This is a genomic window from Chryseobacterium sp. D764 (genome assembly GCF_019317325.1).
GTDB lineage: Bacteria > Bacteroidota > Bacteroidia > Flavobacteriales > Weeksellaceae > Chryseobacterium.
In genome coordinates this window covers 103987-129225 of sequence record NZ_CP079219.1, presented here as the reverse complement: position 1 = coordinate 129225, position 25239 = coordinate 103987, and the positions used below count along the sequence as shown (strand labels likewise).

The 25239-nt window shown below is 36.1% G+C and carries 23 protein-coding genes; 4 read left to right on the top strand and 19 right to left on the bottom strand.

The window, feature by feature from the left end:
* Positions 1-18: 18 nt before the first annotated feature.
* Genes KYG33_RS00540 through KYG33_RS00530 form a run of 3 tightly spaced genes read right to left on the bottom strand, consistent with a single transcriptional unit; the run spans position 19 to position 1688 of the window.
* A complete protein-coding gene (locus tag KYG33_RS00540; RefSeq protein WP_219072473.1) occupies positions 19-531 on the bottom strand; it encodes a methylated-DNA--[protein]-cysteine S-methyltransferase in 513 nt (170 codons plus the stop codon).
* Between the two features lie 39 nt (positions 532-570).
* Positions 571-1116 carry a DinB family protein gene (locus tag KYG33_RS00535; RefSeq protein WP_219072472.1) on the bottom strand — a complete coding sequence of 182 codons (546 nt, stop codon included), beginning with the start codon at positions 1114-1116 and terminating at the stop codon, positions 571-573.
* A 53-nt stretch (positions 1117-1169) separates the two neighbouring features.
* A complete protein-coding gene (locus KYG33_RS00530) occupies positions 1170-1688 on the bottom strand; it encodes a Crp/Fnr family transcriptional regulator (protein ID WP_180565582.1) in 519 nt (172 codons plus the stop codon).
* Between the two features lie 69 nt (positions 1689-1757).
* Between KYG33_RS00530 and KYG33_RS00525 the strand changes: the two genes are divergently transcribed.
* Positions 1758-2612, top strand: a complete 855-nt coding sequence (locus KYG33_RS00525) for a hypothetical protein (protein WP_219072471.1) — start codon at positions 1758-1760, stop codon at positions 2610-2612.
* A 33-nt stretch (positions 2613-2645) separates the two neighbouring features.
* Positions 2646-3662: a hypothetical protein gene (locus KYG33_RS00520; RefSeq protein ID WP_219072470.1), complete on the top strand. Its 1017-nt coding sequence runs from the start codon at positions 2646-2648 to the stop codon at positions 3660-3662.
* A 240-nt stretch (positions 3663-3902) separates the two neighbouring features.
* Here the strand turns inward: KYG33_RS00520 and KYG33_RS00515 are convergent, their stop codons facing one another.
* The 3 genes from KYG33_RS00515 to KYG33_RS00505 all read right to left on the bottom strand — a co-directional run bounded on the left by KYG33_RS00515 (position 3903) and on the right by KYG33_RS00505 (position 8570).
* Positions 3903-4955 carry an alpha/beta hydrolase gene (locus KYG33_RS00515; RefSeq protein ID WP_077414856.1) on the bottom strand — a complete coding sequence of 351 codons (1053 nt, stop codon included), beginning with the start codon at positions 4953-4955 and terminating at the stop codon, positions 3903-3905.
* Complete coding sequence (locus KYG33_RS00510; RefSeq protein ID WP_219072469.1) at positions 4939-6204, bottom strand: PepSY-associated TM helix domain-containing protein; 1266 nt, start codon at positions 6202-6204, stop codon at positions 4939-4941. Before KYG33_RS00510 ends, KYG33_RS00515 begins: the two co-directional genes overlap by 17 nt.
* A 215-nt stretch (positions 6205-6419) precedes the next feature.
* Positions 6420-8570, bottom strand: coding sequence for a TonB-dependent siderophore receptor (locus KYG33_RS00505; RefSeq protein ID WP_219072468.1), 2151 nt, complete (start codon positions 8568-8570; stop codon positions 6420-6422).
* Positions 8571-8912: 342 nt separating this feature from the next.
* Here KYG33_RS00505 and KYG33_RS00500 point away from each other — a divergent pair, with 342 nt between their 5' ends.
* On the top strand, positions 8913-9317 hold the full coding sequence (locus KYG33_RS00500; protein ID WP_180565577.1) for a nuclear transport factor 2 family protein: 405 nt from the start codon (positions 8913-8915) through the stop codon (positions 9315-9317).
* 104 nt (positions 9318-9421) lie between these two features.
* Here the strand turns inward: KYG33_RS00500 and KYG33_RS00495 are convergent, their stop codons facing one another.
* From KYG33_RS00495 to KYG33_RS00460, 8 genes are all read right to left on the bottom strand, one after another.
* On the bottom strand, positions 9422-9922 hold the full coding sequence (locus KYG33_RS00495) for a hypothetical protein (RefSeq protein ID WP_077414864.1): 501 nt from the start codon (positions 9920-9922) through the stop codon (positions 9422-9424).
* 204 nt (positions 9923-10126) lie between these two features.
* A complete protein-coding gene (locus tag KYG33_RS00490) occupies positions 10127-10321 on the bottom strand; it encodes a hypothetical protein (RefSeq protein WP_198424146.1) in 195 nt (64 codons plus the stop codon).
* 56 nt (positions 10322-10377) lie between these two features.
* A complete protein-coding gene (locus tag KYG33_RS00485; RefSeq protein WP_139348484.1) occupies positions 10378-10755 on the bottom strand; it encodes a hypothetical protein in 378 nt (125 codons plus the stop codon).
* Positions 10756-10812: 57 nt separating this feature from the next.
* Positions 10813-11256, bottom strand: coding sequence for a hypothetical protein (locus tag KYG33_RS00480; RefSeq protein WP_077414868.1), 444 nt, complete (start codon positions 11254-11256; stop codon positions 10813-10815).
* 199 nt (positions 11257-11455) lie between these two features.
* Positions 11456-12649 carry a hypothetical protein gene (locus tag KYG33_RS00475; RefSeq protein ID WP_077414870.1) on the bottom strand — a complete coding sequence of 398 codons (1194 nt, stop codon included), beginning with the start codon at positions 12647-12649 and terminating at the stop codon, positions 11456-11458.
* A 200-nt stretch (positions 12650-12849) separates the two neighbouring features.
* Positions 12850-16032 carry a carbamoyl-phosphate synthase large subunit gene (carB, locus tag KYG33_RS00470; protein WP_077414872.1) on the bottom strand — a complete coding sequence of 1061 codons (3183 nt, stop codon included), beginning with the start codon at positions 16030-16032 and terminating at the stop codon, positions 12850-12852.
* 167 nt (positions 16033-16199) lie between these two features.
* Entirely contained in the window at positions 16200-17273 is a 1074-nt protein-coding gene (locus tag KYG33_RS00465; RefSeq protein WP_180565575.1) for a carbamoyl phosphate synthase small subunit, read from the bottom strand.
* A gap of 181 nt (positions 17274-17454) precedes the next feature.
* Positions 17455-18345 (bottom strand): aspartate carbamoyltransferase catalytic subunit, encoded by an 891-nt coding sequence (locus KYG33_RS00460; RefSeq protein WP_317169709.1) that lies wholly within the window; start codon positions 18343-18345, stop codon positions 17455-17457.
* A gap of 239 nt (positions 18346-18584) precedes the next feature.
* On the opposite strand from KYG33_RS00460, the gene KYG33_RS00455 reads away from it, so the two are divergent.
* On the top strand, positions 18585-19046 hold the full coding sequence (locus tag KYG33_RS00455; protein ID WP_077414878.1) for an Lrp/AsnC family transcriptional regulator: 462 nt from the start codon (positions 18585-18587) through the stop codon (positions 19044-19046).
* A 318-nt stretch (positions 19047-19364) separates the two neighbouring features.
* Here KYG33_RS00455 and argH read toward each other — a convergent pair whose 3' ends face one another.
* The 5 genes from argH to KYG33_RS00430 all read right to left on the bottom strand — a co-directional run bounded on the left by argH (position 19365) and on the right by KYG33_RS00430 (position 25218).
* Positions 19365-20669: an argininosuccinate lyase gene (gene argH, locus KYG33_RS00450; protein ID WP_219072467.1), complete on the bottom strand. Its 1305-nt coding sequence runs from the start codon at positions 20667-20669 to the stop codon at positions 19365-19367.
* A 255-nt stretch (positions 20670-20924) separates the two neighbouring features.
* Complete coding sequence (locus KYG33_RS00445) at positions 20925-22007, bottom strand: M20 family metallo-hydrolase (protein ID WP_077414882.1); 1083 nt, start codon at positions 22005-22007, stop codon at positions 20925-20927.
* Positions 21982-22776 (bottom strand): acetylglutamate kinase, encoded by a 795-nt coding sequence (argB, locus tag KYG33_RS00440; protein ID WP_077414884.1) that lies wholly within the window; start codon positions 22774-22776, stop codon positions 21982-21984. Before argB ends, KYG33_RS00445 begins: the two co-directional genes overlap by 26 nt.
* Positions 22777-22867: 91 nt before the next feature.
* The gene (locus tag KYG33_RS00435; protein WP_077414886.1) at positions 22868-23827 is read right to left on the bottom strand and encodes an N-acetylornithine carbamoyltransferase; all 960 of its coding nucleotides are present in this window, start codon (positions 23825-23827) and stop codon (positions 22868-22870) included.
* Positions 23828-24078: 251 nt separating this feature from the next.
* Entirely contained in the window at positions 24079-25218 is a 1140-nt protein-coding gene (locus KYG33_RS00430; RefSeq protein ID WP_219072466.1) for an aspartate aminotransferase family protein, read from the bottom strand.
* Positions 25219-25239: the final 21 nt, after the last annotated feature.

Below are 25239 nucleotides of genomic sequence, written 5' to 3'. Positions count from 1 at the left end.
TTAAAGTAAAGTTCAGATTTAAAATAAAATAACCTTTTCCAGTTCCAGTAATTTTTGTTTTCTCCAGATTCCTCCGGCATACCCCACCAATTCTCCGTTGGAACCTATCACTCGATGGCAGGGGATTAAAATGGCAATTTTGTTAATTCCATTGGCTGTTCCTACAGCACGTATTGCCTTGGGATTTCCTAGTCTTTCTGACTGCTGCTTATACGTTCTGATTTCTCCCATCGGAATTTCACGGAGAAGCTGCCAGACTTTTTCCTGAAACTCTGTTCCTGTGGTAAATAATGGAACTTCAAAATGGGTTCTTACTCCTTCAAAATATTCTTTCAGTTCTTCTTCCAGCTGCCTGAAATGAGGATGTTCTTTCTCTACAATCTCAGCTTTCAAAACCTTTGACAAAGCCTTCAGCTGTTTTTCAATATTTTTCCGATCTGTAAATTCAAGCAGGCAGATTCCCTGGTCTATGGCACAAGCGATCATTTCTCCCAGTGGAGTTGATATGTTTTTTTGGTGTATAATTTCCATTAGTTTAAAATTAAGCTTTTTGGAAATCATAACTTCTTTTTAATGAGGTAAAATTCTTTTTATCTGTTCAATATGCCTTAAATTATGGTAAATAACAAACCGGAAGGTATCCCCCAGCTTCAGCTTGATCAGCTTTGAAATGCTTATATTAGTCTTTACCTTTTCCAGATCCGTCTGCCGGGCATCTTCCAATAATTCAAGTAATTTTTCCTGCTGTTTTATGAAGGTATCTATTACCCCTTTATTTATCTGGCTGTGGATAGGATTCATTGTTTTAAATGTTTTCATCTTATTCATTTTCTCTTTAGGAATCATACTTTTAGCAAAATAGTTCCCTAGAATTCCAGGCCTAAAATAAGGTTGGGGAGACTTCCCCGCAGAAGAAATATTGCGGCTGATTTCAGGAATATAAAAATCTCCATAGCGATTGAGATGTTCCAGACATTCCAATGTACTCCAGTTGTCTGTTGAAGGTCTGAAGTTCAGCTCCTCCTCTGTTTTTTGTGTGAGTATCTGTGCGTATTGTAAATGCTGGCGGGTTATTTCTTTTAATTCATCTAATAGTGCTGAAGCTAAAATTTTCATTACGTTTTTTATGCAAATATCATGAACAGATCATTCTTAAATCTTGACTGAACTCAAGATTTTTTAAGCCTTGATAAAGTTTCAGGTGACATCCTCAGATAATTAGCAATGTATTTATTGGGAACTTCCTGAAACAGCTTCGGGCTTCGTTTCAACACTCTCTCAAAGCGTTCTCCCGGAGCATTGATGAGTAAATCTTTTTCCCTTTCGAGCTGCTGCAATATCAGATCTTCCAGAATATCCATCCAAAATTTCAGGTGTTCTTCATTGGATTGTATAAAATTATAAAAATCCTTTTTTGAGGCTGTTCTTACTGTTGTTCTTTTAATTGCCTGAATGTAAAGGTCAGACGGTTTTCCTGATAAGAAGGAATCCAGGCTGACAATAATATTCCCGGTGTATCCGAAACGAATGATTCTTTCTTCATTTTCATCCATCATAAAAATCCGGACACTTCCGTTTTCAATAAAATAAATAGAGGTATCTGTACTGCCCGAAATCTTTAGGAACTCATTTCTTTTGAATTCTTTCTTTTCCCAATGGATTCCGCTTTGAAGTAACTTTTCAACCATTTCATTTTATTATTTGATTTTCCAAAGATAATAGGTAATTTTAAAGTTTTAAAACACCAATCACTGATAATGCTCAAAAGAACAGTCTTTTTCATGCTGCTTTCTGTTGGATTTTCCGGTATGAAAGCCCAGCAAACCATTCCTTTCCGGATCACAAAACACAATAATATCATTGTGAAGACTCTTGTCAACAAAAAAGATTCTCTGGATCTGATGTTCCAGATCGCAATGAAAGATTATTCAATTTCCCCCGAACGAAAGCGAAAAGCAGATCATATTGTTTTCAACAAAGAAGAAATCAGTGACCATAATACCGTGGATATTGGGAAAATCAACCAGAAAAATGTACGCTTTTTTGATAATCAGTTAACAGGCCATGAAGCAGATGGAAAAATCGGAACCGGAATTTTTGATGGTAAAGCATTTAAAATCGATTATGATAACAACCAATTTGTGATGTATGATAAAATGCCAGACCTGAAAGGCTACCAGCCCGTCAATATCATCTTAGATCATGATGGATTTTATCTTGCAGCAGATAATATTATTGATGGAGATCAACAGCAGGAAGCTTATTTTGTACTGCAGTCAGGATTTTCCGGAGCGATTCTGTACAGTAACGAATTTGCAGAGGAAAAACATCTGGATAAAAAACTGAAAGTAACCGGTGAAAAAACACTGAAAAATTCTGAAGGAAAAACTTTAATTACCAAGCAGGCCATTCTTCCTTATTTTAAATTGGGAAAGAGTGTTTTTAAAGATATTTCAGTAGGATTCTTCTCCGGAGAACTTAAAACACAAAATGTCAGTTATCTCGGGGCCGATATGCTTCGCAGATTCATTTGGATTTTTGATGCTGAGAGAAAAATGGCTTATATAAAACCAAGCAAATACTTTTCAGAGCCTTATTACAAAATGAATTAAAATATAATAAACACTTTAATGCCAAAAAAGATAATGAAGATAAAAACTGCCGCAGCCCCTTTATTTTTTCTACTGATGGTTACCAGCTGTCAGAAAGAAGAGAAGAAAACTGCCGTTACCACAACAAAAACAACTAATGATTCTGTAAAAACAACAAAAACAGAGGAGAAAATAGATTACACTAATTTTAATATTTTCAGTCTGTCTTCCATTTCATCAGCAGAGAAGGATTCTGACGTTGATTTTTTTATTTCTGTTTCTGATATTTTTAATGAGACTCCTCCTATTCCGGCAGATATTCTTAAAAATCAAAAGCAGATGTCTTTTGAAGAACTCCAGCATTTTGAACTGGATGCTCCAGGCAGAAAGAAACTGCTTAGTGGAATTCATCTCACTGAAAATGATTCCCTGTATATTTACAATTATCAGTCTAATAAGCTTCAAAAAAGACCTGTCAGCCAATTAAAAGCAGTTGCTTATTTAAGTCCTTATATGTCAGACAGTGAAGAATTAGATCCAGAGTCTTATATGATTGGTTTTCAGGTTGAAACTCACCGAAAAATAACAGACTATGATAAATACGATAATGCCATCGCTTATTTTGGGAATAAAAATCCATTCGTAGAAAATAAAATGAAAGCTGTGAAATGGCAAAAAGCCAGTACTGATATTTCAAAAAAATATTTTAGTCATTCAAAATTGACTCAGGGAAAGACCTATCAGTCACAGTATGAAAATATAACTTATTATCTGCAGGACTATCTTGAAGAAGGAAATATTACAGAACGTAAGCTTGTAGCCATCAATGATCGTAAAGAAAAGGTGGCGGAAAAAACATTTAGTCTTGCAGGAAGTGATGGTGGAGAATTTCTTCCTTTGTATGGAATAGATGCCGATGAAGCCAATGTTTTCCAATGGACAGGCCATCTTTTTAAAGGAAAATCTCCTGTTATTTTTGGATTCATTGCCCAGTCTTTTGGCTGTCCCTCTATTAGTTTTTTAGATAAAAAAGAGAAGGATTTTCCAATTAATTGTGATAACAGGCATTAAGAAAAGCTTTTGGAAAAAATCTGCATGGATTCCTACGGAATCACAAACTGTGTGGATAGGTTTTTAAAATACATTTGCTCAATCAGCAAAATCTATAAGAAAAATTAAATAGGAACGGGCTTTAGCCCGTTTTTTATTTGTCAACAATCCATTGGCTTTAGCCAAAACTTATTTTATACATTATCTAATATCAAAAATCCAACCTGTTAATTAACAGACTGGATTTTTTATTTCAGTTCACTATTTCTTTGAATAATATCTGTCTTTCAGATTCGTAAAATAAGTTTCAGATTCTTTGAATCCATTGTTCTTCATGAATTTGATGACTACATTCAGATACGCTTCCGAAGGGGTAAACTCTGTTCCTATTTTTTCGGAAAGCTTTTTATAATCTTCCTCCAGTAATTTGGGATTTTTGGACAACTGTTTTATATCGGTTCTGAAGCCTTTAAATATAAATTTTAATGCTTCATAATTTCCGGGATAGGAAACAGTTCCATGAGTTTCCCCTTCAAAGAAACTATGTTTATAGTTCAAAGATCTGTTTTTTTCTATGATTCCTTTAAATTCTTCAATGGCCTGGGTCATATCGGAATTCCAGTTTTTCTGCTGTTCTTCATTGTCTGCCTGAGAAACATACAAAGATTTCTTTACCGGAAATTTTTTATTCTTTTCTAAATAGTCTTTTGTTCTTGAAATGGTCACTTTATTATCCCACCATAAACTGGGATCATTCGCCACATAAGCATTGAAATAATCAGGATGTAAAAGGAATGTATTGATGGCAAATAATCCTCCGAAAGAATGCCCAACCAATACAGAATAATCCTGAGTCCGGTAATTTTTATTAATGAATGGTTTCAGCTCTTCCTGCATAAATTTCACAAAATTTTCACCTCCGCCACTGTCTGCAAAAAGGATAACATCTGGATTTACAGGGCTTTTTTTCTGAGCTTTCGTTGGCGTAAGATCTCTTGTTCTTTCTGTATTTTTTATTCCTACCACAATACATTCCGGAATATCTGCATAAGGAGTTCTGGCAATGAAATCCGTTAATCCGGTGTAATATTCAAAATTGATTTCTCCGTCTAGGAGATAGATGACCGGATATTTTGCAGCATTGATGGTATTGTCACTATAGGTTTTAGGCAAATGCACCCAAATTTCTCTGTTTTCGTTTAAAAATTGTGAAAATACATTTTGCTTCTCTCCTATTGTCAGTTTTTCCTGCCCATTCCCTAATGTGAAGAGTAAAAATAATGGGAGGTATAGAATTTTAAACCAATTGCTCATGCTGTAAATCTTTTCTGTGTTGATGAATATTTTTAATTTCTTTATTCTTTTTGGGTGATTTGTTTCTTCTGCCCCACCAGATCAGGAATCCGGTAACCGGAAGACTTGTACAGATAATTCCGATAATAAAGGTGAATATTTTACCGAACATACCACCCCAATATCCCACGTGAAGGTCAAAATTTATATGCTCAATCACTTCATGCATCTGAACTTCTTTGGGATAATCTATCTCATTCCCGGTATATTTATTTGTTTCCATACTTTTCCCATTGACAAGGCTTTTTAAACCAATAAACTGAGCTGCAACCACATGATAGACTGTTGCTGAATCATTTCTTGGAATACTCATCCTGAGCTGTTTAGCCTCAGGAAATTCCTTGAATTTTTTGTCTACAAAATCAGTATAGGACAACGCTTTTTTCTCAGGATCAAATTTGGGTTCATATTTTTCTGCAATGGTATGGGCATCCACAGCGCCTCCAAAAGCCTGCTGGGTAAGATTTGTCAAAACCTCATAGGCCATAATCAGTCCTGTAATGGTAATAAATACTGCCGGAAGCAATGAATAAAAGCCAAAGACATTATGAAAATCATAGTTTTTCCTGCGCCATTTTGTTCCTGATTTAATTTTAAAAGCTGTTGTTCTTGTTGTTTTGTTCCATTTTTTTGGCCACCATAGAATCAGCCCTCCGATGAGCTGGATAAAAAAAATAATTGAGGCAATTCCGACTACGGTTTTCCCGAACTTTCCTGCAAGCAACTGAGCGTGAATATGTGCAACAACATAAAAAAATTCATAGCTTTTTGTAGAACCGATGACTTTCCCAGTATAAGGATTAAGGTAATGATAGGCAAATACTCCTCTTGGACCACGTCCTTTCTGCTTTGCTTTGTCTGCATTTTTGTCTTTGGGCGGCTTAGTTGCTGATGCTACCCTGAAACTTCGGTCTGCCTCTTTATAAGTATCAAAATAGAATGCTTTTCTATCCGGAACCTGTTGATGAAACTGAACCAGCAATTCTTCGGGAGTCATTTTTTTTGCATTCACCGGAGTCTGGACATATTTGGCGCTTCCGCCGCACAGATCAATGATTTCGTCACAAAAGACAAATACTGTCCCCGAAAGAGTAACCGTCAGCACAATGATCCCGGAAACCAGTCCGAGCCAGAGATGCAGCCATCCGGTGATACTTTTCGTAAGGGATTTCCCTTGCTTTTTTTTAGGATTAGTTTTTTTATTCTCCATATCTGTTTTTGTCATTCAAAAATATAATGGTTGAAAATGCAAAGGCGCAACAGGATTTATAATGGCGTTTGTAAAGTGAAAAGAGTTATTCCTGCTGCCATTTACTTTAGCATATTCGAGGGCACAGAAATATTGGGTTATTATAAATCAAAGCGTTGCACCTTTGCGGTTTTCATCCTTCTATTTTCGTTGAGATTATTTTTTGTTTTTAGGTATTAAAATTTAAATGCAAAATTGGCAAGGATTTCTCTTGGCTTCTGTGGCTGTCCGTAGAAGTTCCAATAGGCTTCATTGAGGGCATTATTCATTTTCAGACCGATTCTGTATTTTTTCTTGTCATAGAAAATTGTAGCACCTACGGTAGTATAAGAAGGAGCAAGGAAATGATTGGTAATATTAATATAAGTTTGGTCTACAAAATTAAATCCGGCTCCGAAACCAAGCCCCTCATACGCTCCATCTATAATTTTGTAGCTTGTCCACAGATTGGCTACATGTTTTGGTGTCCAGGCAATTCTTTTTCCGCTGTCTTTACTTCGGTCATCATATTTATTATCGTTATATCCATATCCGGCAACAATATTCCATCCTTTGAGAGGATTGGCGATGATGCCTATTTCCAGACCCTGACTTTTGATATTGCCATCCTGAATACTTCCTATTCCGCCCGGATCTGCAACCAGTCTGTTTTTAACATTAATATTATAATAACTTACGGTCGTCAGTAATTTTTTATGGAAAAGATCTACTTTAAAACCTGTTTCAACCTGATTTCCCTGTTCCGGATCCCATTTTGTCAAAACACCGGTTTCATTCAATGACGGAGCATAGTTTTTGAATCCATTCACATAATTGGCGAAAAATGAGATCTGATCTTTTACAATTTCATAAACCAACCCGAATTTTGGTGAAAACTGGGTCTGGCTGTACCCTGTAACTTTATTTTCAGGATATCCGTTTTTAGTCGAGATCTCAACACCATTTATTACTGTATCGTCATTTTTGTAACTGTCTACTCTTAAACTAGCCATTACAAGTAAATTATCTGTGATATTCAAAACATTGGAGATATATCCGCTAATCGTTCTGAATGTGGTAATATCCGATTCTGTAGATTTTCTCTCTTTATTCATGAATTTGTTTCTTGAAATGGGATCCCATGCTGAAGAACTGTCGAGATTCACTTTGTCATAAGGCATGAAAACGTTGCTGTATCCGTTGGCTTCATAATAAGGGAACTGATATTTTGTTCTTTGCTGGAAATAATCTATTCCTACTACCAGCCGGTTTCTTAAGCCACCTATTTTAAAATCTCCTGTAAAATTCTGCTGTATATTGTCTGTAGTCACTTTGAAGCTGTCGAAAGGGCGGATCATTCTTTCTACCTGATTATTATTCAGATATCTAAGCACTAAAAAGATAGACTCATTTTCATTGGCTTCACCTCTTTGGTAAGATGTTCGCGAGGTCCATTGATCGTTGAATTTATGGGTAACCTCGGCCATCGTCACAAAATTGGTTCTTTTAGAACCAATATCATTGCTTGTAAACGCTCTTTTATAGGCTACTTCTAAGTCTTTCATTGAATGTAAGGTCAGTTTCTCTGAGTTTCTTACATAGGCATTCAATGTTTTATCCGGAGCATGAAATTCGGTATCAAGCGTTACTGATGTTTTGTCGCTTACTTTATATAAAACACTTCCGGAAAAGAACAATCCTTTGTTGTAACCCGCATCCTGAAATGAATCCTGAGAATAGGCTGCCACATTGAATCTTGCCAATGCTGTTTTTTCTTTGTTCAAAGGGGTATTCACATCAGCCGTGATCCTGTTCATTCCCCAGCTTCCGGTGGTATAATTGATAATTCCCCCGAAGTTTTCCTGTGGTTTTTTAGTGACTATATTCACCACTCCGCCATAGTTGGCTAAGGTTCCTCCGAATAAAGTTCCGGACGGTCCTTTAATTACTTCTACTCTTTCGATATTAGCGATTTCGGACTGTACTCTTGGGTTTTGGGTAAGTCCGTTTCTGAAACTGGAATTGGAGCTGAAGCCTCTCATAAAAATATCGTTCCCGCTGTCATTTACACTGTTGCTTACCACAACACCTGGAGCAGAAGCCATCGCAGTGTTGAAGTCCATTGCCCCCATTTCACTGATGATTTCTTTGGGAACAAGGTTGTAAACGGTAGGGTTTTCAAGGTTTTCCAGAGGAAGTCTTGCTATAGATTCAGATTTTTTCGTTCTGTAATTATGGGTTCCCTGGAGTGATACGGACTGGATTTCAGCCACTTTAATGGTATCCGTTTCCTGGGCACTCAGCATTGTTACGGCTAATAGAGCTGCAGAAATAATTGTTTTTTTCATGTTTATAATTAAGTTAGTTCTGCAAAATTATTTTATTTTTATTAATTCTAAATAAAAATATGACGCATATCATAAAATTAACTGCTTTGAAATAGCCCATCAACAAAGGATTTATTGAAATAAGAACTTATATCTGCTATTGATTATCTGCTGTGAAATGGCATTTTAGGTAATAGGATTTAGATTTTTCTTATCTTCTAATCTTATATATTTATGGCATTATTGATTAGAATTTTCCAAAAGGATTTGCCGTGGAAAAATGAGTTTAAGCTCTTTTAAACTTATTTTCCCAACATATAATTTTTATAGAAATGATTCAGGAAATTTAAAATTTATAGAAAAATGAATAACAGTATTCAAGAAACCGTACAGGATTTCCTTCAGCTTCTTTCGGGAAGAAATCTAACAGAGTTAACCAATTTATTTTCTGACACGGTAGATTGGTATATACCTGGAGATGAACAAAAAGCACCATGGCTGGGAGTAAGAAGCAACAAACAGGAAGTATCCGATTTTTTTGAGTTATTATGGAAAAATACAGAACCCGTTTCTGCTAAAATCGACCATATTTTTACTGACCATGAAAATGCTGTTATAACGGGAGAATTTGCAACGAAAATGCTTGCAACCGGTAATATTGCAGAGTCTTTATTCTGTATTCAGATGCGTATTCAAAACAATAAAATTATACGTTACAGATTACTTGAAGACAGCCTGGCTGTTTCAAAATCTTTATCAAAGTTATGAAGTTATCTAACCATTTTATTGATGTAAAATTGAAAGCGAAAGAAAAATCTTTCGCTTTTATGGTGATTTGTAATTATTTACTTTAAAGTATTAAATTATCTTTTCTATATGACAGCAGATGCCATCATCGACATGTAATAGTTGGCACAATGCAGCGCATTAATCAGGACAATCTCTTTATCCGGAAACAATTCAAAGGCGTCAGAAGTTGTAATCTGGTATTCATAATTCAGAGAGGCCCATTTTAAATGCGGTTTTATGATCATAAGCTCCACTCCTTCCTGATCTGTAAGGACAAATGATTCTTTAAAGATGCCTCTGTGTTTAAAGAGATAGCCGTTTTTCACGCCCTCAAAATAAGTCTGCACCACAATTTCACCATTCCAGTTCATCCTGAATTTTAAAAGGACTCTTTCATGGTCTTTCAACTCAATAGTGGTTCCCCAGAAACCTTTTGGTTCCACCTGATAGGATTGACCATTTGCAATTTCAATAACAGCATTAAATTTAAACCAGCTTGTATAAGTAAGTTTCCCAATTAATGTCTCTTCTTTTGTGACTTCAAAAGATAAAGAATTGCTTGATTTTGCGTAATATTCTGCCATGGTTATATCTGGATTTGGTGAAGTTTTTATTAGTTTTTAAATAGTAATAACAGCTTGAATTTTAACGCTCTAATTTATAAATAATTCTGCAAAAATAATCTACTTTTAAGATTATACGATAAAAACTATTGTGAATTAATTCTGGGAATGATTTTTATATTGAAAGTTTGCTTTCAAATATACATCTGTACCACATACAATCTATTATTTACTTTCAAACCAGTATTTCCACTTTTCATGACTCACTCCAAATTTTTCCAGCCACCATCTCGCGGGATAACCAACATCATCATTTCTGATAAGTCTGTGCTCTCTTTCCGGATAGGTAACATATTGATCTGCATACCCAAAATGGGTATCATCATGTAAAATTCCGATAATGCCTAGTATTTCCAACAATCCTGAGAACTTTTTATGGTAGTAAATAAAATTTTTATTGCTTTTTTATCCATTCTTCATTGATTGTTAAGTTTTTCATAATAATGATTTAGATCTGCATTCAACATAATTTTTGGATTTTCAAATACTTCATTTGAAAAATAGGTTTTATAGACTGCTGATTGATCAAAATCTTTATAATAAAGTTCTATTTCAGGATTTATCCCATTGTATAATTTATATGTTCCAACGCCGTAAAAATTACTTTCAAACGTTTTATTCTCATACAAAGTTAAAGTGTCTGCTATATGTGGAGCTTCTACACAACAAACTGGATTATCAAAATTCTTGTTAATATACTTTCCATAGATATCCTGTTTCTTTAATGGAAAATTAATATTGATAATAAGCATAACAACTAATATTATTACGAATACTAAAAATGCTTTTTTCATAAAATTGCTCATAATACCATCCTATTCTTCTGAACTACCATAATCTTACTTTTTTCTTTATTCAATTTTGTAAACATAATCATTACGGATAAACTTAATTTTATCTTTCAATTCTGCAGGATAAAATATTGTTCCATCAATCTCAACACTTTTAATCATATATCTCCAACTTCCATTATGGCTTTTGTAAATTTTTGTTGTTGAATTTGGATAAAGCTCAAGAACAATGGAAGAATCTCTGACTTCTATTTTTTCAAGAGACTTTGGATTTTTGATTTTATAAAAAGACCGGGGTGACAGTATTCCATTCTCATAATGAAATGCAAAGCTGCCGGATTCATTATCAATTGCTTTTGAGATCGGATAGCTATAATTGATCTTTATTATTTTTTTGGTCCCGGTCAGATTCTGAATATAAAAATCAGTCAACCAGGAACATCCTGAAAGTACCGCTACGAAAATAAAACTTAAGAATCCTATCATCATTGACTTTACACTCATTGTCTTGAATTTTAGATGGTTTTCGTAAAAATAATCAGATTACTTTAATTGATGAGCTTTTCAGATAAAAAAAATCCCACAAGAAAACTTGCGGGATTTTTTTATTTTACATTGTTTCAATGTTAAAGTACCTATTTTAGAAGTTGCAGCACTAAAATATATCTTCATTACATTCAGTGATTCTGATACCTTCAGCCTGTTAATTTATTCTTATATAATAATTGATCGCCATATTTTTGGGACGGGTTTCTTTTCCTCCGGTAATGGCAATAACTAAAGGAACTGCAGCTTTGTCATAACCACTAACGGTTTGTGAGCCATCAAGATCTCCATCAGCTCCAGATGTATTTCCTGAAACGGCCAGAGGTGTTGCAACTACACCACCGAAACTTTGCTGTACAATTTGATGATTATGTTCCTTAAACTCATCCTGTTGGATACTACCCCGCAGCCTATTATCAGAAGGGTCTTTTTGCTGTGAAGAAACTCCCGGAATGCCATTTCCAGCTTCATTTGAATCAAAGACATTATTTCCGCGCAGGAAAACACCTCTCAAATCCGGAACATTCGTCAAGTTTTGGCCAGCACGTGCCAATCCACAGGTACTATCAATTATTCTTCCGTCACAAGGTGCCCATTTTGAATATTTGCTATTCCAGTTCTTATCAGGGTTTGACAAATTATTTTGGGTTACTTCCTGAAATTCTACCCAATTTAAATATGAGCAAAGTACTGTACCTACGGGAAAATCCTTGTTAAAACCATTAGGAAGTCCATTTAATAAACAGTTTACAGGTCCTTTATCTGTGTCTAAGAAAAAGAAAATATCTTTTGACGGATCGCTTCTTTTAAAAGTAATTGAATTATCATCGTCAAGAATACCTCCTTTATGAAAGCTTTTACTTATTTCTATTCCATTGGTTATTTTATAGTCTTCAACTACAGGACTTGGATCCGTACTTGATATTTTGTTATAAAAAATATAAATGGTTATCCCTTCATCTCCCTCCTGGACTACTGTTGATAATCCTTTTTTATTATTTTGAACTTCTAAACATTTCAGATATCCTTCAATTATATCTTTGTTTGGTGTATGCAGACTAAATGAATCAAAAAATGATTGTGAAACCATAATCGTTTCCAGTGATTTAATTTTCTCTTGAAAACTATTAATTTCATCATCGGAAGCGCCAAAATTTAAGACATTCTTCACCATAGATGTAGGATCAATTGCTTCAAAGCCAAATGAAAATTTTCGAGCTTTAAAATCTTCTTTGAATTTTTCAGATTCATAATATTTCTTCAGGTCGTAAAGAAAATCACCTGTTTTTACGACATTCAGGGTGGTATAAATTCCACCTTCCAAAAGTTTTGCACATTGAATGGGTTCCATTTGTATTGTTTTTTGAGGTTAGTTACTAAATTTTGATATACAACAAGAATTGTATTGTCAAAGTGTCATTTGTTATGACTCATCAAAAGTACTTTATACGGAATCATGCGTCAATTACCCTTTTGTGGTATTTATATTAAGGACACAAAAAACCCCGCAAGTTTTCTTGCGGGGTATATGGTATGTATTTTTACTCGAAATTACATCGTCTCCATTTTGAAGCTCATGCTTTCGATTACTTTTAAGATTGCTTCTACAGTATCCATTGAAGTTAAACAAGGAACACCATTTTCTACGCTCATTCTTCTGATCTGGAATCCGTCTCTTTCTGCCTGCTTACCTTTTGTAGTGGTATTCACAACATACTGAACTTTTCCTTTCTGAATAAGATCGATAAGGTTTACACTTTCTTCTCCTATTTTGTATCCTATTTTGCAAGGAATTCCCTTTTCTCCGAAGAATTTTGCAGTACCTTCTGTAGCCCAGATTCTGAATCCTACTTCATGGAATCTTGCTGCAAGAGCTGCTGCCTCATCTTTGTGCTTATCTGCTACTGTGAAAAGGATAGAACCGTGCATAGGAACTTTTCTTCCTGCTGCTACCAATCCTTTGTACAATGCTTTTTCAAGGGTTGTATCTTTCCCCATAACCTCTCCTGTAGACTTCATTTCAGGGCCTAAAGAGATGTCAACTTTCGTTAGTTTAGAGAAAGAAAATACCGGTACTTTTACAAATACGCCTTCTTTGTTTGGAACCAATCCGTTTTTGTATCCTAAATCTTTCAGTTTTTGTCCTAAGATTGCCTTTGTTGCAAGGTTAGCCATTGGAACTTCTGTGATTTTAGATAAGAAAGGAACTGTTCTTGAAGAACGAGGATTTACTTCGATTACATATACATTTCCTTCAAAAAGAACGTATTGGATATTCATTAATCCGATCACCTTTAATCCTTTTGCCAGCCTTTCTGTATAATCTACCAAAGTATCGATTTCGCTCTGAGAGATATTCTGTGGTGGATATACCGCAATAGAGTCTCCGGAGTGAACTCCCGCTCTTTCGATATGTTCCATAATTCCCGGAATCACTACTGTTTCACCGTCACAGATGGCATCTACTTCAATCTCCTTTCCTACCATGTACTTGTCAACCAAAACAGGGTGCTCAGGGCTCGCCTCTACAGCGTTCTCCATATAGTGAGCCAGTTCTGCTTCTGCGTATACAATTTCCATTGCTCTACCTCCAAGAACGTAGCTTGGACGTACCAATACCGGATAGCCGATCTCGTTAGCAATTTCTATAGCTTCTTCTTTTGAGGTAGAAGTTCTTCCTTTTGGCTGAGGAATTCCCATCTCCTGAAGTGCTTTTTCAAATTTATCTCTGTTTTCAGCTCTGTCAAGGTCTTCCAGTGAAGTTCCTAAAATCTGTACTCCGTGAGATGCTAATTTATCTGCAAGGTTAATCGCGGTTTGTCCTCCGAACTGTACAACTACTCCTTTAGGTTTTTCAAGGTCGATGATGTTCATTACATCTTCTTCTGTAAGTGGCTCGAAGTATAGTTTATCAGAGATGGAGAAGTCTGTAGAAACTGTTTCAGGGTTGTTGTTGATGATAATCGCTTCGTAACCCATTTCTTTGATCGCCCATACTGAGTGAACCGTAGCGTAATCAAACTCAACTCCCTGTCCGATTCTGATAGGTCCGGAACCTAGTACGATGATCTTTTCTTTATCTGAAACAACACTTTCGTTCTCTTCTTCGTAAGTTCCGTAGAAATAAGGTGTTTCACTTTCAAACTCAGCAGCACAAGTGTCTACCATTTTGAAAACCGGCATTATTCCGTTTTCTTTTCTGAAATTGAAAACCTCACGTTCTTTTACATCCCAAAGAACCGCGATATTGATATCTGCAAAACCTAATTTCTTAGCTTCAATTAATGTTTCTTTATCAAATTTATTGGCAGCAATTACTTTTTCGAAGTCAACCAGCTTTTTCAGTTTCCAGATGAAGAATTTATCAATTTTACTCCATTCTACAATCTGTTCCCAGTCGTATCCTCTTCTTAAAGCATCTCCGATGATGAATAATCTCTCATCATCACATACTCTGATTCTTCTTTCAATTTCCTCAGCAGTAAGTGCTTCCGCTTGTTTTGTTTTTAATCCTAAATGCTTGATTCCTGTTTCTAATGAACGGATCGCTTTCTGTAAAGATTCTTCAAGGTTTCTTCCGATCGCCATTACTTCACCAGTTGCTTTCATCTGAGTAGAAAGTCTTCTGTCTGCAGTTTCAAATTTATCGAATGGGAATCTTGGGAATTTGGTTACCACATAATCCAGTGCCGGCTCAAAACATGCGTATGTTTTTCCAGTTACCGGGTTCATGATTTCATCCAGCGTTAATCCTACTGCAATTTTTGCTGCGATCTTTGCAATCGGGTATCCTGTTGCTTTACTTGCTAAAGCTGATGAGCGGGAAACTCTTGGGTTTACCTCGATGATATAATATTCGAATGAATCCGGATCTAAAGCTAACTGTACGTTACATCCTCCTTCAATTCCTAACGCTCTGATGATTTTTAATGAAGCATTTCTCAGTAACTGATACTCTCTGTCTGAAAGGGTCTGAGAAGGTGCTACTACGATAGAATCTCCTGTGTGAACTCCTACCGGGTCAATATTTTCCATGTTACAAACCACAATGGCGTTGTCGTTTGCATCACGCATTACTTCGTATTCTATTTCTTTGAAACCAGCGATTGATTTTTCAATCAAACATTGTGTAACCGGACTATGCTTTAATCCTAATTCGGCAATTTCTTTCAATTCTACCTCATTGGAAGCAATACCTCCTCCTGTTCCTCCCATTGTAAAGGCAGGGCGAACAATTACAGGATACCCGATTTCGTCTGCGAAAGCAAGTGCTCCTTCTACCGTATTAACGATATCAGATTCCGGAACCGGCTCATTCAATTCTCTCATCAACTCACGGAAAAGGTCTCTGTCTTCTGCTCTGTTGATTGCAGAAAGTGTAGTACCCAATACTTCCACTTTGCATTCTTCAAGAATTCCTGATTTTTCAAGTTCTACCGCCATATTCAGACCTGTCTGTCCTCCAAGCGTTGGTAATAATGCATCTGGACGTTCTTTTCTGATGATGTGGCTTACAAACTGTAATGAAATCGGTTCGATATATACTTTATCAGCGATTTCCACATCTGTCATGATTGTTGCAGGATTCGAGTTGATCAAAATCACCTTATAGCCTTCTTCTTTCAAAGACAGGCAAGCCTGCGTTCCTGCGTAATCAAATTCAGCTGCCTGACCAATGATGATAGGTCCTGAACCGATTACTAAAATTGTTTTTATATCTGTACGTTTTGCCATTTTTCTTTTTTTAGATACTAGAAGTTAGATACATAGATCTTAGACTTTTAGCATAATGCTTTATTTAGATTGAATTAACACACTTTGTCATTCCGCAGGAATCTAAACATACTTTGTTGAGATTCTTCACTCCGCTATTGCTTCGTTCTGAATGACAGAAAGCCGTATTATTTTTTAAAGTCCTCCATCATTTGAATGAACTCATCAAACAGGTAGTTTGCATCTTCAGGGCCCGGGCTTGCTTCAGGGTGATACTGAACTGAGAAACAAGGGTGGATTTTATGTTTTAATCCTTCATTTGTTCTGTCATTCAAAGCGATGTGCGTTTCGATAAGGTCTGTTCCTTTTAAGCTTTCCTGATCTACCGCATATCCATGGTTTTGAGAAGTAATGGCTACTGTATTTTTCTCTAAATCCAATACCGGGTGGTTTCCTCCTCTGTGTCCGAATTTCAGTTTGAAAGTTTTCGCTCCACAAGCAAGGCCAATCAATTGGTGTCCTAAACAGATTCCGAAGATGGGAACTTTTCCTAATAATCCTCTGATCATATCTAAAGCATGTGGTACATCTTCCGGGTCACCAGGACCGTTTGAAAGCATGATTCCGTCAGGATCCATCAATAAGATTTCTTCTGCTGTTGTATCCTGAGAAACTACAATGATATCACAGTTTCTTTGAGACAGCTCTCTGATAATCCCCAGTTTTGCACCGAAGTCTACCAACACTACTTTGAAACCTCTGTTCGGGTTAGCATAAGGTGTTTTTGTTGAAACCTCTTCTACCTGATTGGTTGGGAAATTTGTTGATTTCAATTCAGAAGCTACAGCAGCTTCATCAGCATCAGCATTTACGATTTTTCCTTTTACAACTCCATAGTTACGAAGAATTCTTGTCAGTCTTCTTGTATCAATTCCTGAAATTCCTGAAAGGTTTTTCTTTTTAAATAATTCATCTAAAGTAATCTGAGTACGGAAATTGGAAGGAAGATCGCAAAGTTCTTTTACGATAAGTCCTTTAATTGCCGGCTCAATACTTTCATAATCATCACGGTTAATACCATAATTTCCGATAAGCGGATAGGTCATACAAACTATCTGACCGCAATACGACGGGTCAGAAATCAATTCCTGATATCCTGTCATTCCGGTATTGAAAACTACTTCCCCTGCAGTTTCCAATTCTGCTCCGAAACCTTCTCCATGAAACACTTCACCGGACTCCAGTATTAATTTTTTCTTCATTTTAAACTTTTATCTCTTATTATTTTATTTATATGTCATTAACAGGTCGCCCTTACAGGGCTAGGATTATCATTATCCTTTTGTTTTCTATGGGCTTCACCCATTGCTATTAACAGGCCGCTCCTACGGAGCTCACTATCTTTTACCTTCTACTTTTAACTTGGTTCTTTTACCTTTGCTCTTATTTAAAGGTAAACCCTTTTTCTTCCAATGCTTCTTTCAAAATGGCCATCCTGGCGAAGACACCGTTTTCCATTTGTTTAAAGATTCTTGATCTTTCGCATTCTACGAGGTCTGAATCTATTTCCACTCCCCTGTTGATAGGCGCCGGGTGCATGATGATTGCTTCTTTTTTCATCGCCTTCTCTCTTTCTTTCGTCAGACCATATCTTTTATGATATTCTGAAGCGGTGAAACTCATGGCAGCATCGTGTCTTTCATGCTGGATTCTTAATAGCATTAAAACATCCACTTCGCCGATCAGTTCATCTACTGACATATAAGTTCCGTTGATTAAAGCTCCTTCGTCAAACCACTGTTCAGGTCCTGAGAAGTATACTTTAGCGCCTAATCTTCTTAAAGCTTCCGCATTTGAATTGGCAACACGGCTGTGTTTTACATCACCTACAATTCCTACTTTTAATCCTTCAAACTTTCCGAATTCCTGATAGATGGTCATCAGATCCAGCATACACTGTGAAGGATGGTTTCCTGTTCCGTCTCCACCGTTGATCACAGGAATCTTAATATTTTTCAGTTCTTCGAAGTATCTGTCTTTCTTATCGCGGATCACCACAAGGTTTACTCCTATACTTTCAATGGTCTTTACTGTGTCATAAAGGCTTTCTCCTTTGTTTACCGAACTGTGTGATGCATCAAACGGAACTACCTGAAGTCCCAGTTTTCTTTCTGCAAGATCAAAACTTGTTTTCGTTCTTGTACTGTCTTCGAAGAAAAGGTTTGAGCAAAAAACTTCTCCTTCAATTTTAGCAGTTTTACCGTTCGCAAAAGCCATCGCTTCTGTCAGTATACTGTTGATTCTCTCGGTGCTTAGTTCTGTAATCGTAAACATAATTCTTATTTTTGGGCATAAAAAAAGCGAAGACAACAATCTTCGCTAATAACAATAAATATCGTAAAGGGCGCTTTCGCCCGGTAAATCTAATGATATAAATGCTTTTTTATTCATTAGGTGCAAAGATACAACAATTTTATGAACCTACAAAAACAAAGTTTAAAATAAATTAAAAACCTCAGTATTTCCTTATTCTCATTTTAAATTAATATTTTTGTTACAACTCAATTTATTTTATGGATTTAAAAGACAAAATGATTCTCAGCATTATTCAGGAAGACTCTACATTATCGGTTAAGGAAATTTCCGAAAAAATTGGTCTTACCTTTACTCCTACGTATGAGCGAATCAAACAATTGGAGAAGCAGGGGATCATTCAGAAATATGTAGGACTTTTAAACCGTGAAAAACTGGGATTAAATATTGTAGTCTACTGTAATGTCCGTCTCAAGGAACAATCCAAGAAAGTATTGGAAACCTTTGAGGAGCATATCGGAAAATATGATGAAGTACAGGAAATCATCAGTCTTTCCGGAGAGTATGATTATATGCTGAAAATTATAGCTAAAGACATTAATTCGTATAATGAATTTGCCGTTAATGTCATTTCAAACATTCCTAACATCGGACAATACCATAGTTCTATTGTACTTCACGAGGTAAAAAAATCTACCAAGTTTAAAATTGACCTGGAATAAATCCCTTTTATTTTTAAACCATTAAGAACTTTTAAAAGGTGAAGAATAATTAAAGAATTCGCATGCGAATTTTAAAACTATGCGGCTAAAAAATTCCGGATTTTCTTACCTTACCTTAAAGTCTTCATCTTCCTTAATAGTTCAGTTACAATCAATCATCAAATTCAAAGAGCAGGATTACAATTAAGCCATTAAGATCACTTAAGCAGATAAGATTTAAAGATTAAGGCTTTCGCAACGAAAAGGCAGCAGGCTAAAATAATTTAGAAATTCTACTGATTTTTGCTTAAGTTTTTATTGACCTTAATGGCTTAGATTCTAACCCAATAATTTATTTTTCAGTTTATTGAACTGATATTCTATTTTATCCAGACAAAGATTTCCGATACTTCCCTGATGGGTATGTTCAAGGTTTCCAGGTTCAAACTCAAACGCATTGCTTTCAATCTCCTGTCCTACTTTCACATAAGCATCACGGAATGAGCTTCCGCTTTTCACCTCTTCATTGATCTTTTCTACGCTGAAAAGATATTTGTATTTCTCATCTTCCAGAATTCCGTCTTTTACCTGAATATTCGGTAAAGTATAGCTTAGGATTTCCAGACATTCCTTTAAAGAATCTATCGCAGGGAAAAGAATTTCTTTCGTAAGCTGTACATCTCTGTGATATCCTGAAGGCAGATTGTTTGTCAATAAAATAAGTTCATTCGGAAGTGACTGAATTCTGTTGCATCGTGCACGAACCAGCTCAAAGATATCCGGATTCTTTTTATGAGGCATAATACTGCTTCCTGTGGTAAATTCTTTTGGGAAGCTGATGAAATTAAAATTTTGGTTCAAATACAGACATACATCATACGCAAACTTCCCAAGCGTTCCCGCTAAAGTTGCCATTGACATTGCCAGCATTTTTTCCGACTTTCCACGGGTCATCTGAGCATACACAGAATTATAATTCATGGACTGGAATCCTAAATTATAGGTCGTACTTTCACGGTTGATCGGAAAAGATGAACCATAGCCGGCAGCTGATCCCAACGGATTTTTATTAATGATATTCTTCACTGAAAACAGCATTTCCACATCATCCAAAAGTGCTTCAGCATAAGCACCAAACCACAATCCGAATGAGGAAGGCATTGCAATCTGCAAATGGGTATATCCAGGAAGCAACACATTTTTATGCTGATCCGCCAGTTGAATTAAAATCTGGAAAAACTCGTCGGTAAGAGCTGTTATCTCACGGATTTCATCTAATAAATACAGCTTGATATCCAACAAAACCTGATCATTTCTTGATCTTGCGGTATGGATTTTCTTTCCCGTATCTCCTAATTCTTCAATGAGAATAGCTTCTATCTGAGAATGGATATCCTCAGCATCTTTATCAATTTCAAAACTCCCGTCTTCAATTTTATGTAAAATACTATTTAAAACAGATAACATCTGCTCTGATTCTTCCTGGGAAATAATCCCGGTTTCTGCTAACATTTTGCAATGTGCCATAGAACCTTTGACATCATATTTGGCCAAACGCTCGTCAAAGTCAAGATCTTTCCCAACGGTAAAATTATTGACTAATATATTGGTGGCAAGGTCATCCTTCTGCCATATTTTTTTCATATGATTTATTTAAAATACTGATTGATTTTGACATGCCCGGCAAGGCAATCCTTATTACTATTAACTATAAAAAAACATTTCCTTGTGAAGCTTTCATTTTTAATTTTCTTTTTGCATAAATCTTATTAAAAACTAAACTTCTAATGCCTGCCGGACAGAGTCAAAACATATATTGAGCTGGAAACCTGAAACTGATGGCTGGAAGCGAATTACAAACTCTATAACTTCCATCTTTCTGCTTCATTCTTCCATTATTTATAACACTTTTTCTAAAATTCTGATGTAGATTTCTATTCCTTCTTCTATTTCATGGATATAGATAAATTCATCTGCAGTGTGAGAGCGCCTACTGTCTCCAGGTCCCATTTTTACGGATGTACATGGAATAATCGCCTGATCTGAAGAGGTGGGCGAACCGTACGTTGTCCTGCCGATCTCAATTCCTGCTTTTACAAACGGATGATCCATTTCAATTTTTGAAGAATTCAGTCTGAATGATCTTGCTGTCAAAGTAGATTTCATCTGAGACTGGATAATTTCAAATGCTTCCTGATTGGAATATTCGTCTGTCACTCTCACATCCAGTGTGAAATTACACGACTCTGGAACGACATTGTGCTGGACTCCCGCATGAATACCTGATAAAGTAACTTTAACCTCTCCCAGGTATTCTGAAACCTTTGGAAATTTAAAGGCTAAAATATTCTGGAGATCCTGCATACATTTTATAATCGAGTTATCATGATTAGGATGAGCGGCATGAGAAGGAGTCCCTTTCATTTCTCCATCAATCACAAGAAGTCCTTTTTCTGCAATCGCCAGATTCATCTGCGTGGGTTCTCCTACAATGGCGAGTTCTACGTTGGGTAGCTGCGGAAACAGTGCTTCAATTCCATCAAATCCTGAAATCTCCTCCTCTGCCGTCAAAGCAATAACTAAATTATATTTTAAATCTTCTTTATCATAAAAGTGTAAAAAAACCTGCGCCATAGAAACCAGAGAAGCTCCGGCATCATTGCTTCCCAATCCAAACAGTTTCCCGTCTTTTTCAACAGGAACAAAAGGATCCAGCGTGTAAGCTTTATTAGGTTTTACGGTATCATGATGCGTATTCAGTAAAACGGAAGGTTTAAACACATCAAAGTGTTTATTCACTGCCCAGATGTTGTTTTTAAAACGCTTCGCAGGAATCTGATGTTTTGCGAAAAAGTTCTCAATTTCTACTGAGGTATTGAATTCATCTTTACTGAATGAAGGAATCTCAATCAAATTTTTAAGCAATCCGACCGCATTATTCAATAATTCTTCTTTATTATAAACAGATTTCAGTTCCTGCATGATGATTTTCTATATGGTTTTTCAGTTCTGTTTCTTTAATCAGAAACACTTTATCTACATTATTTTTTATCGCTCCAAGCGCATTTTCAAGTTTGGGTAAAATCCCTTTGTGAAGCTTTCCTTCTTCTTTTAATACCGCAAACTCTCCTGCTGTAACACTTTTGATCACTGATTCGGGGTCGTTCACATCTTCTAAAACACCTTCTTTATCAAAACAATACAACAGTTCAACTTCATATTTCTCTGAAAGAGCTTGCGCCATTACAGATGCAATGGTATCTGCATTGGTATTGAAGAGATTTCCTTTTCTATCGTGGGTAATCGCTGAAAATACAGGAACAAGATTCAGTTTCATTAATTTTGAAACCAGCTTTTTATTCACGCTTTTCTTATTGATATCTCCCACAAATCCGAAATCTATCTCAGGATCTTCTCTTTTTTTGGCTTTGATCAGATTCCCATCTGCACCGGAGAATCCTATAGCATTGCATTTTTTCTGCTGCAGCTTTTCAACAATATTTTTATTGATTCCCCCTGCATACACCATGGTTACAATATCCAGTGTTTCTTTATCCGTAATCCTCCTTCCGTTGATCATTTTCTGTTCAACACCCAGTTTATCCGCTAATGTTGTAGCCAACTTTCCTCCGCCATGAACAAGGATCTTCTTTTCCTGAATTTCAGAAAATTGTTCTAAGAATTGGGTTAACAACTCTTCATCATCAATTAAAGCTCCGCCAATTTTTATGATGTATAACTTTTCTTTCATTTGTAAATTTTTTGAGATCCTTACTTTTCTATCCTTGATCCTTATCAAGGTTTAAAACCTTGACAAGGATCAAGATTCTGAATTGAAAAAATTATCCGGCATGCAGCTCATCTAAAATTTCACTGAACACAGCCTGTGCAGAGAAAATACGGTTTTTTGCCTGCTGATAAATAATAGAATGGTCTCCATCCATCACCTCATCACTCAACTCAACATTACGGCGGACCGGAAGACAGTGCATTACCTTTGCGTCGTTGGTATTGGCCAATTTTTCATTGGTAAGCATCCAGTCACCTTTCACTTCAGGCATTGCTGCATAATCATCAAAAGAAGACCAGTTTTTTACATAGATAAAATCTGCATCTTTTAACGCCTCGTCCTGATCATGGATTACTTTCACATCTTTAGTGAAGTTTTTATCCAAATCATATCCTTCAGGATTGGCAATTACCAACTCTACATCCATTTCCTGCATCCACTCCGCAAAAGAGTTTCCAACGGCATGTGCAATAGGTTTGATGTGTGGCGCCCAGGTCAATACTACTTTAGGTTTATGTTCTTTTTTCCAGTTTTCTGTAATCGTAATACAGTCTGCCAGACTTTGCAGCGGGTGACGGGTTGCAGATTCCAATGAGATTACAGGAACTTTTGCATGTTTTTCAAACTGGCTCAAGATGCTTTCATTTACATCATCTTCTTTGCTCTTCATTCCTGCAAAACAACGCACAGCAATGATATCACAATATTGATTTAAAACTTCAATTGCATCTTTGATATGCTCTACGGTATCTCCGTTCATGACAGCTCCGTCAGCAAACTCTAAATTCCAGGCTTCCTGTGCAGCATTTAATGTCAGCACATTCAACCCCAGATTTTGTGCTGCAATCTGACTGCTGAGACGGGTTCTTAAGCTTGAATTTAAAAATACAAGTCCAATTGTTTTTCCCTTTCCTTTTTCCGTTTCGGTAAGGGGAGCTGCTTTTATTTGTAAAGCTTTTTTTATGATTTCCTGTAAGTTTTCAACATCACTTACAGAGGTAAATTTTTTCATTTCGAATTAATTTTAAAGATTTTTTTACACATTTTTTGAGAATTTCAACACAAAACCGCTAAGTTTTTCACTAATTTTTTTCGTTCGCAAAGGCGTTTCATTCAGCAATGGACGGTTGTTTTGTCATTCTGACGAAGGAAGATCTCTACATTATTTTATAGATTCTTCATTTCACTTGTTCCATTCAGAATGACAAACATTGTGTAATATTCTAAGCTTTTAACCCTTTTTATAATTTTGGCCTTTTGCTTTTAAATACTCACCAATACTGTTTTCAAAGCATTGATGAAAAGATCCGTTTCCTCTTTTTTGATATTCAGTGCCGGAAGAATCCTTAAGACAGTTTTATCATTAGAGTTTCCTGTGAAAATATGATGATCGAACAATAAACTTTTCCTTATTTCCGAACAGTCTCTATCGAGTTCTATTCCGATCATCAGCCCTTTCCTTCGGATGGATTTAATATGTGGTAAATCTTTAATTTCATTTTCAATATATTTGCCCATTTCCTGAGCATTTTCGATAAGATTTTCATCTTTCATCACATCAAGCACAGCAATTGAAGCTGCACAGGCAAGATGATTTCCTCCAAATGTAGTTCCCAGCAAACCGTTGCTCGCCTGGAATTTAGGATGGATCAAAACTCCGCCTACCGGGAAACCATTTCCCATTCCTTTTGCCGTTGTAATAATATCTGCTTCAACTCCGAACTCCTGATGAGCAAAGAAATATCCACTTCTTCCATATCCTGATTGTACTTCATCCAAAATAAGAACCGCCTCATATTTTTCGCATAGTTCTTTAATTTTAGATAAGAATTCCGGCGCAGGAATCATAATTCCACCTACTCCCTGAATCCCTTCAATGATGACAGAAGAAATTTCATTTCCATTCTTCTCAAAAGTCTCTTCAAGCTGCTGCACATCATTCCATTCTGATTTGATAAATCTTTCTGAAAAGTTAACCGGAGCAACAATTTTTGGGTTGTCGGTCACCGAAACCGCTGCAGAAGTTCTTCCGTGGAATGAACCTGAAAAATACAGCACTTTGCTTTTGCCATTATGAAATGAAGCCAGTTTCAATGCATTTTCATTGGCTTCCGCTCCCGAATTGCACAAGAAAAGGTTATACTCTTCATATCCGGAAAGTTTCCCTAGTTTTTCTGCGAGTTCAGTCTGCAATTCATTCTGAACCGAATTGGAATAGAAAGAAATTTTTTCCAGCTGATCTTTTAACTTATTTTGATAATATGGATGGTTGTGCCCAATGGAAATGACAGCATGACCTCCGTAAAAATCAAGATACTGCCCTCCTTTATCATCCCAAAGAAAAGATCCCTGAGCTTTAACCGGATTTATATTGAATAATGGATAGACGTTGAATAAATTCATTTTTTTATTTTTTATTTTTCT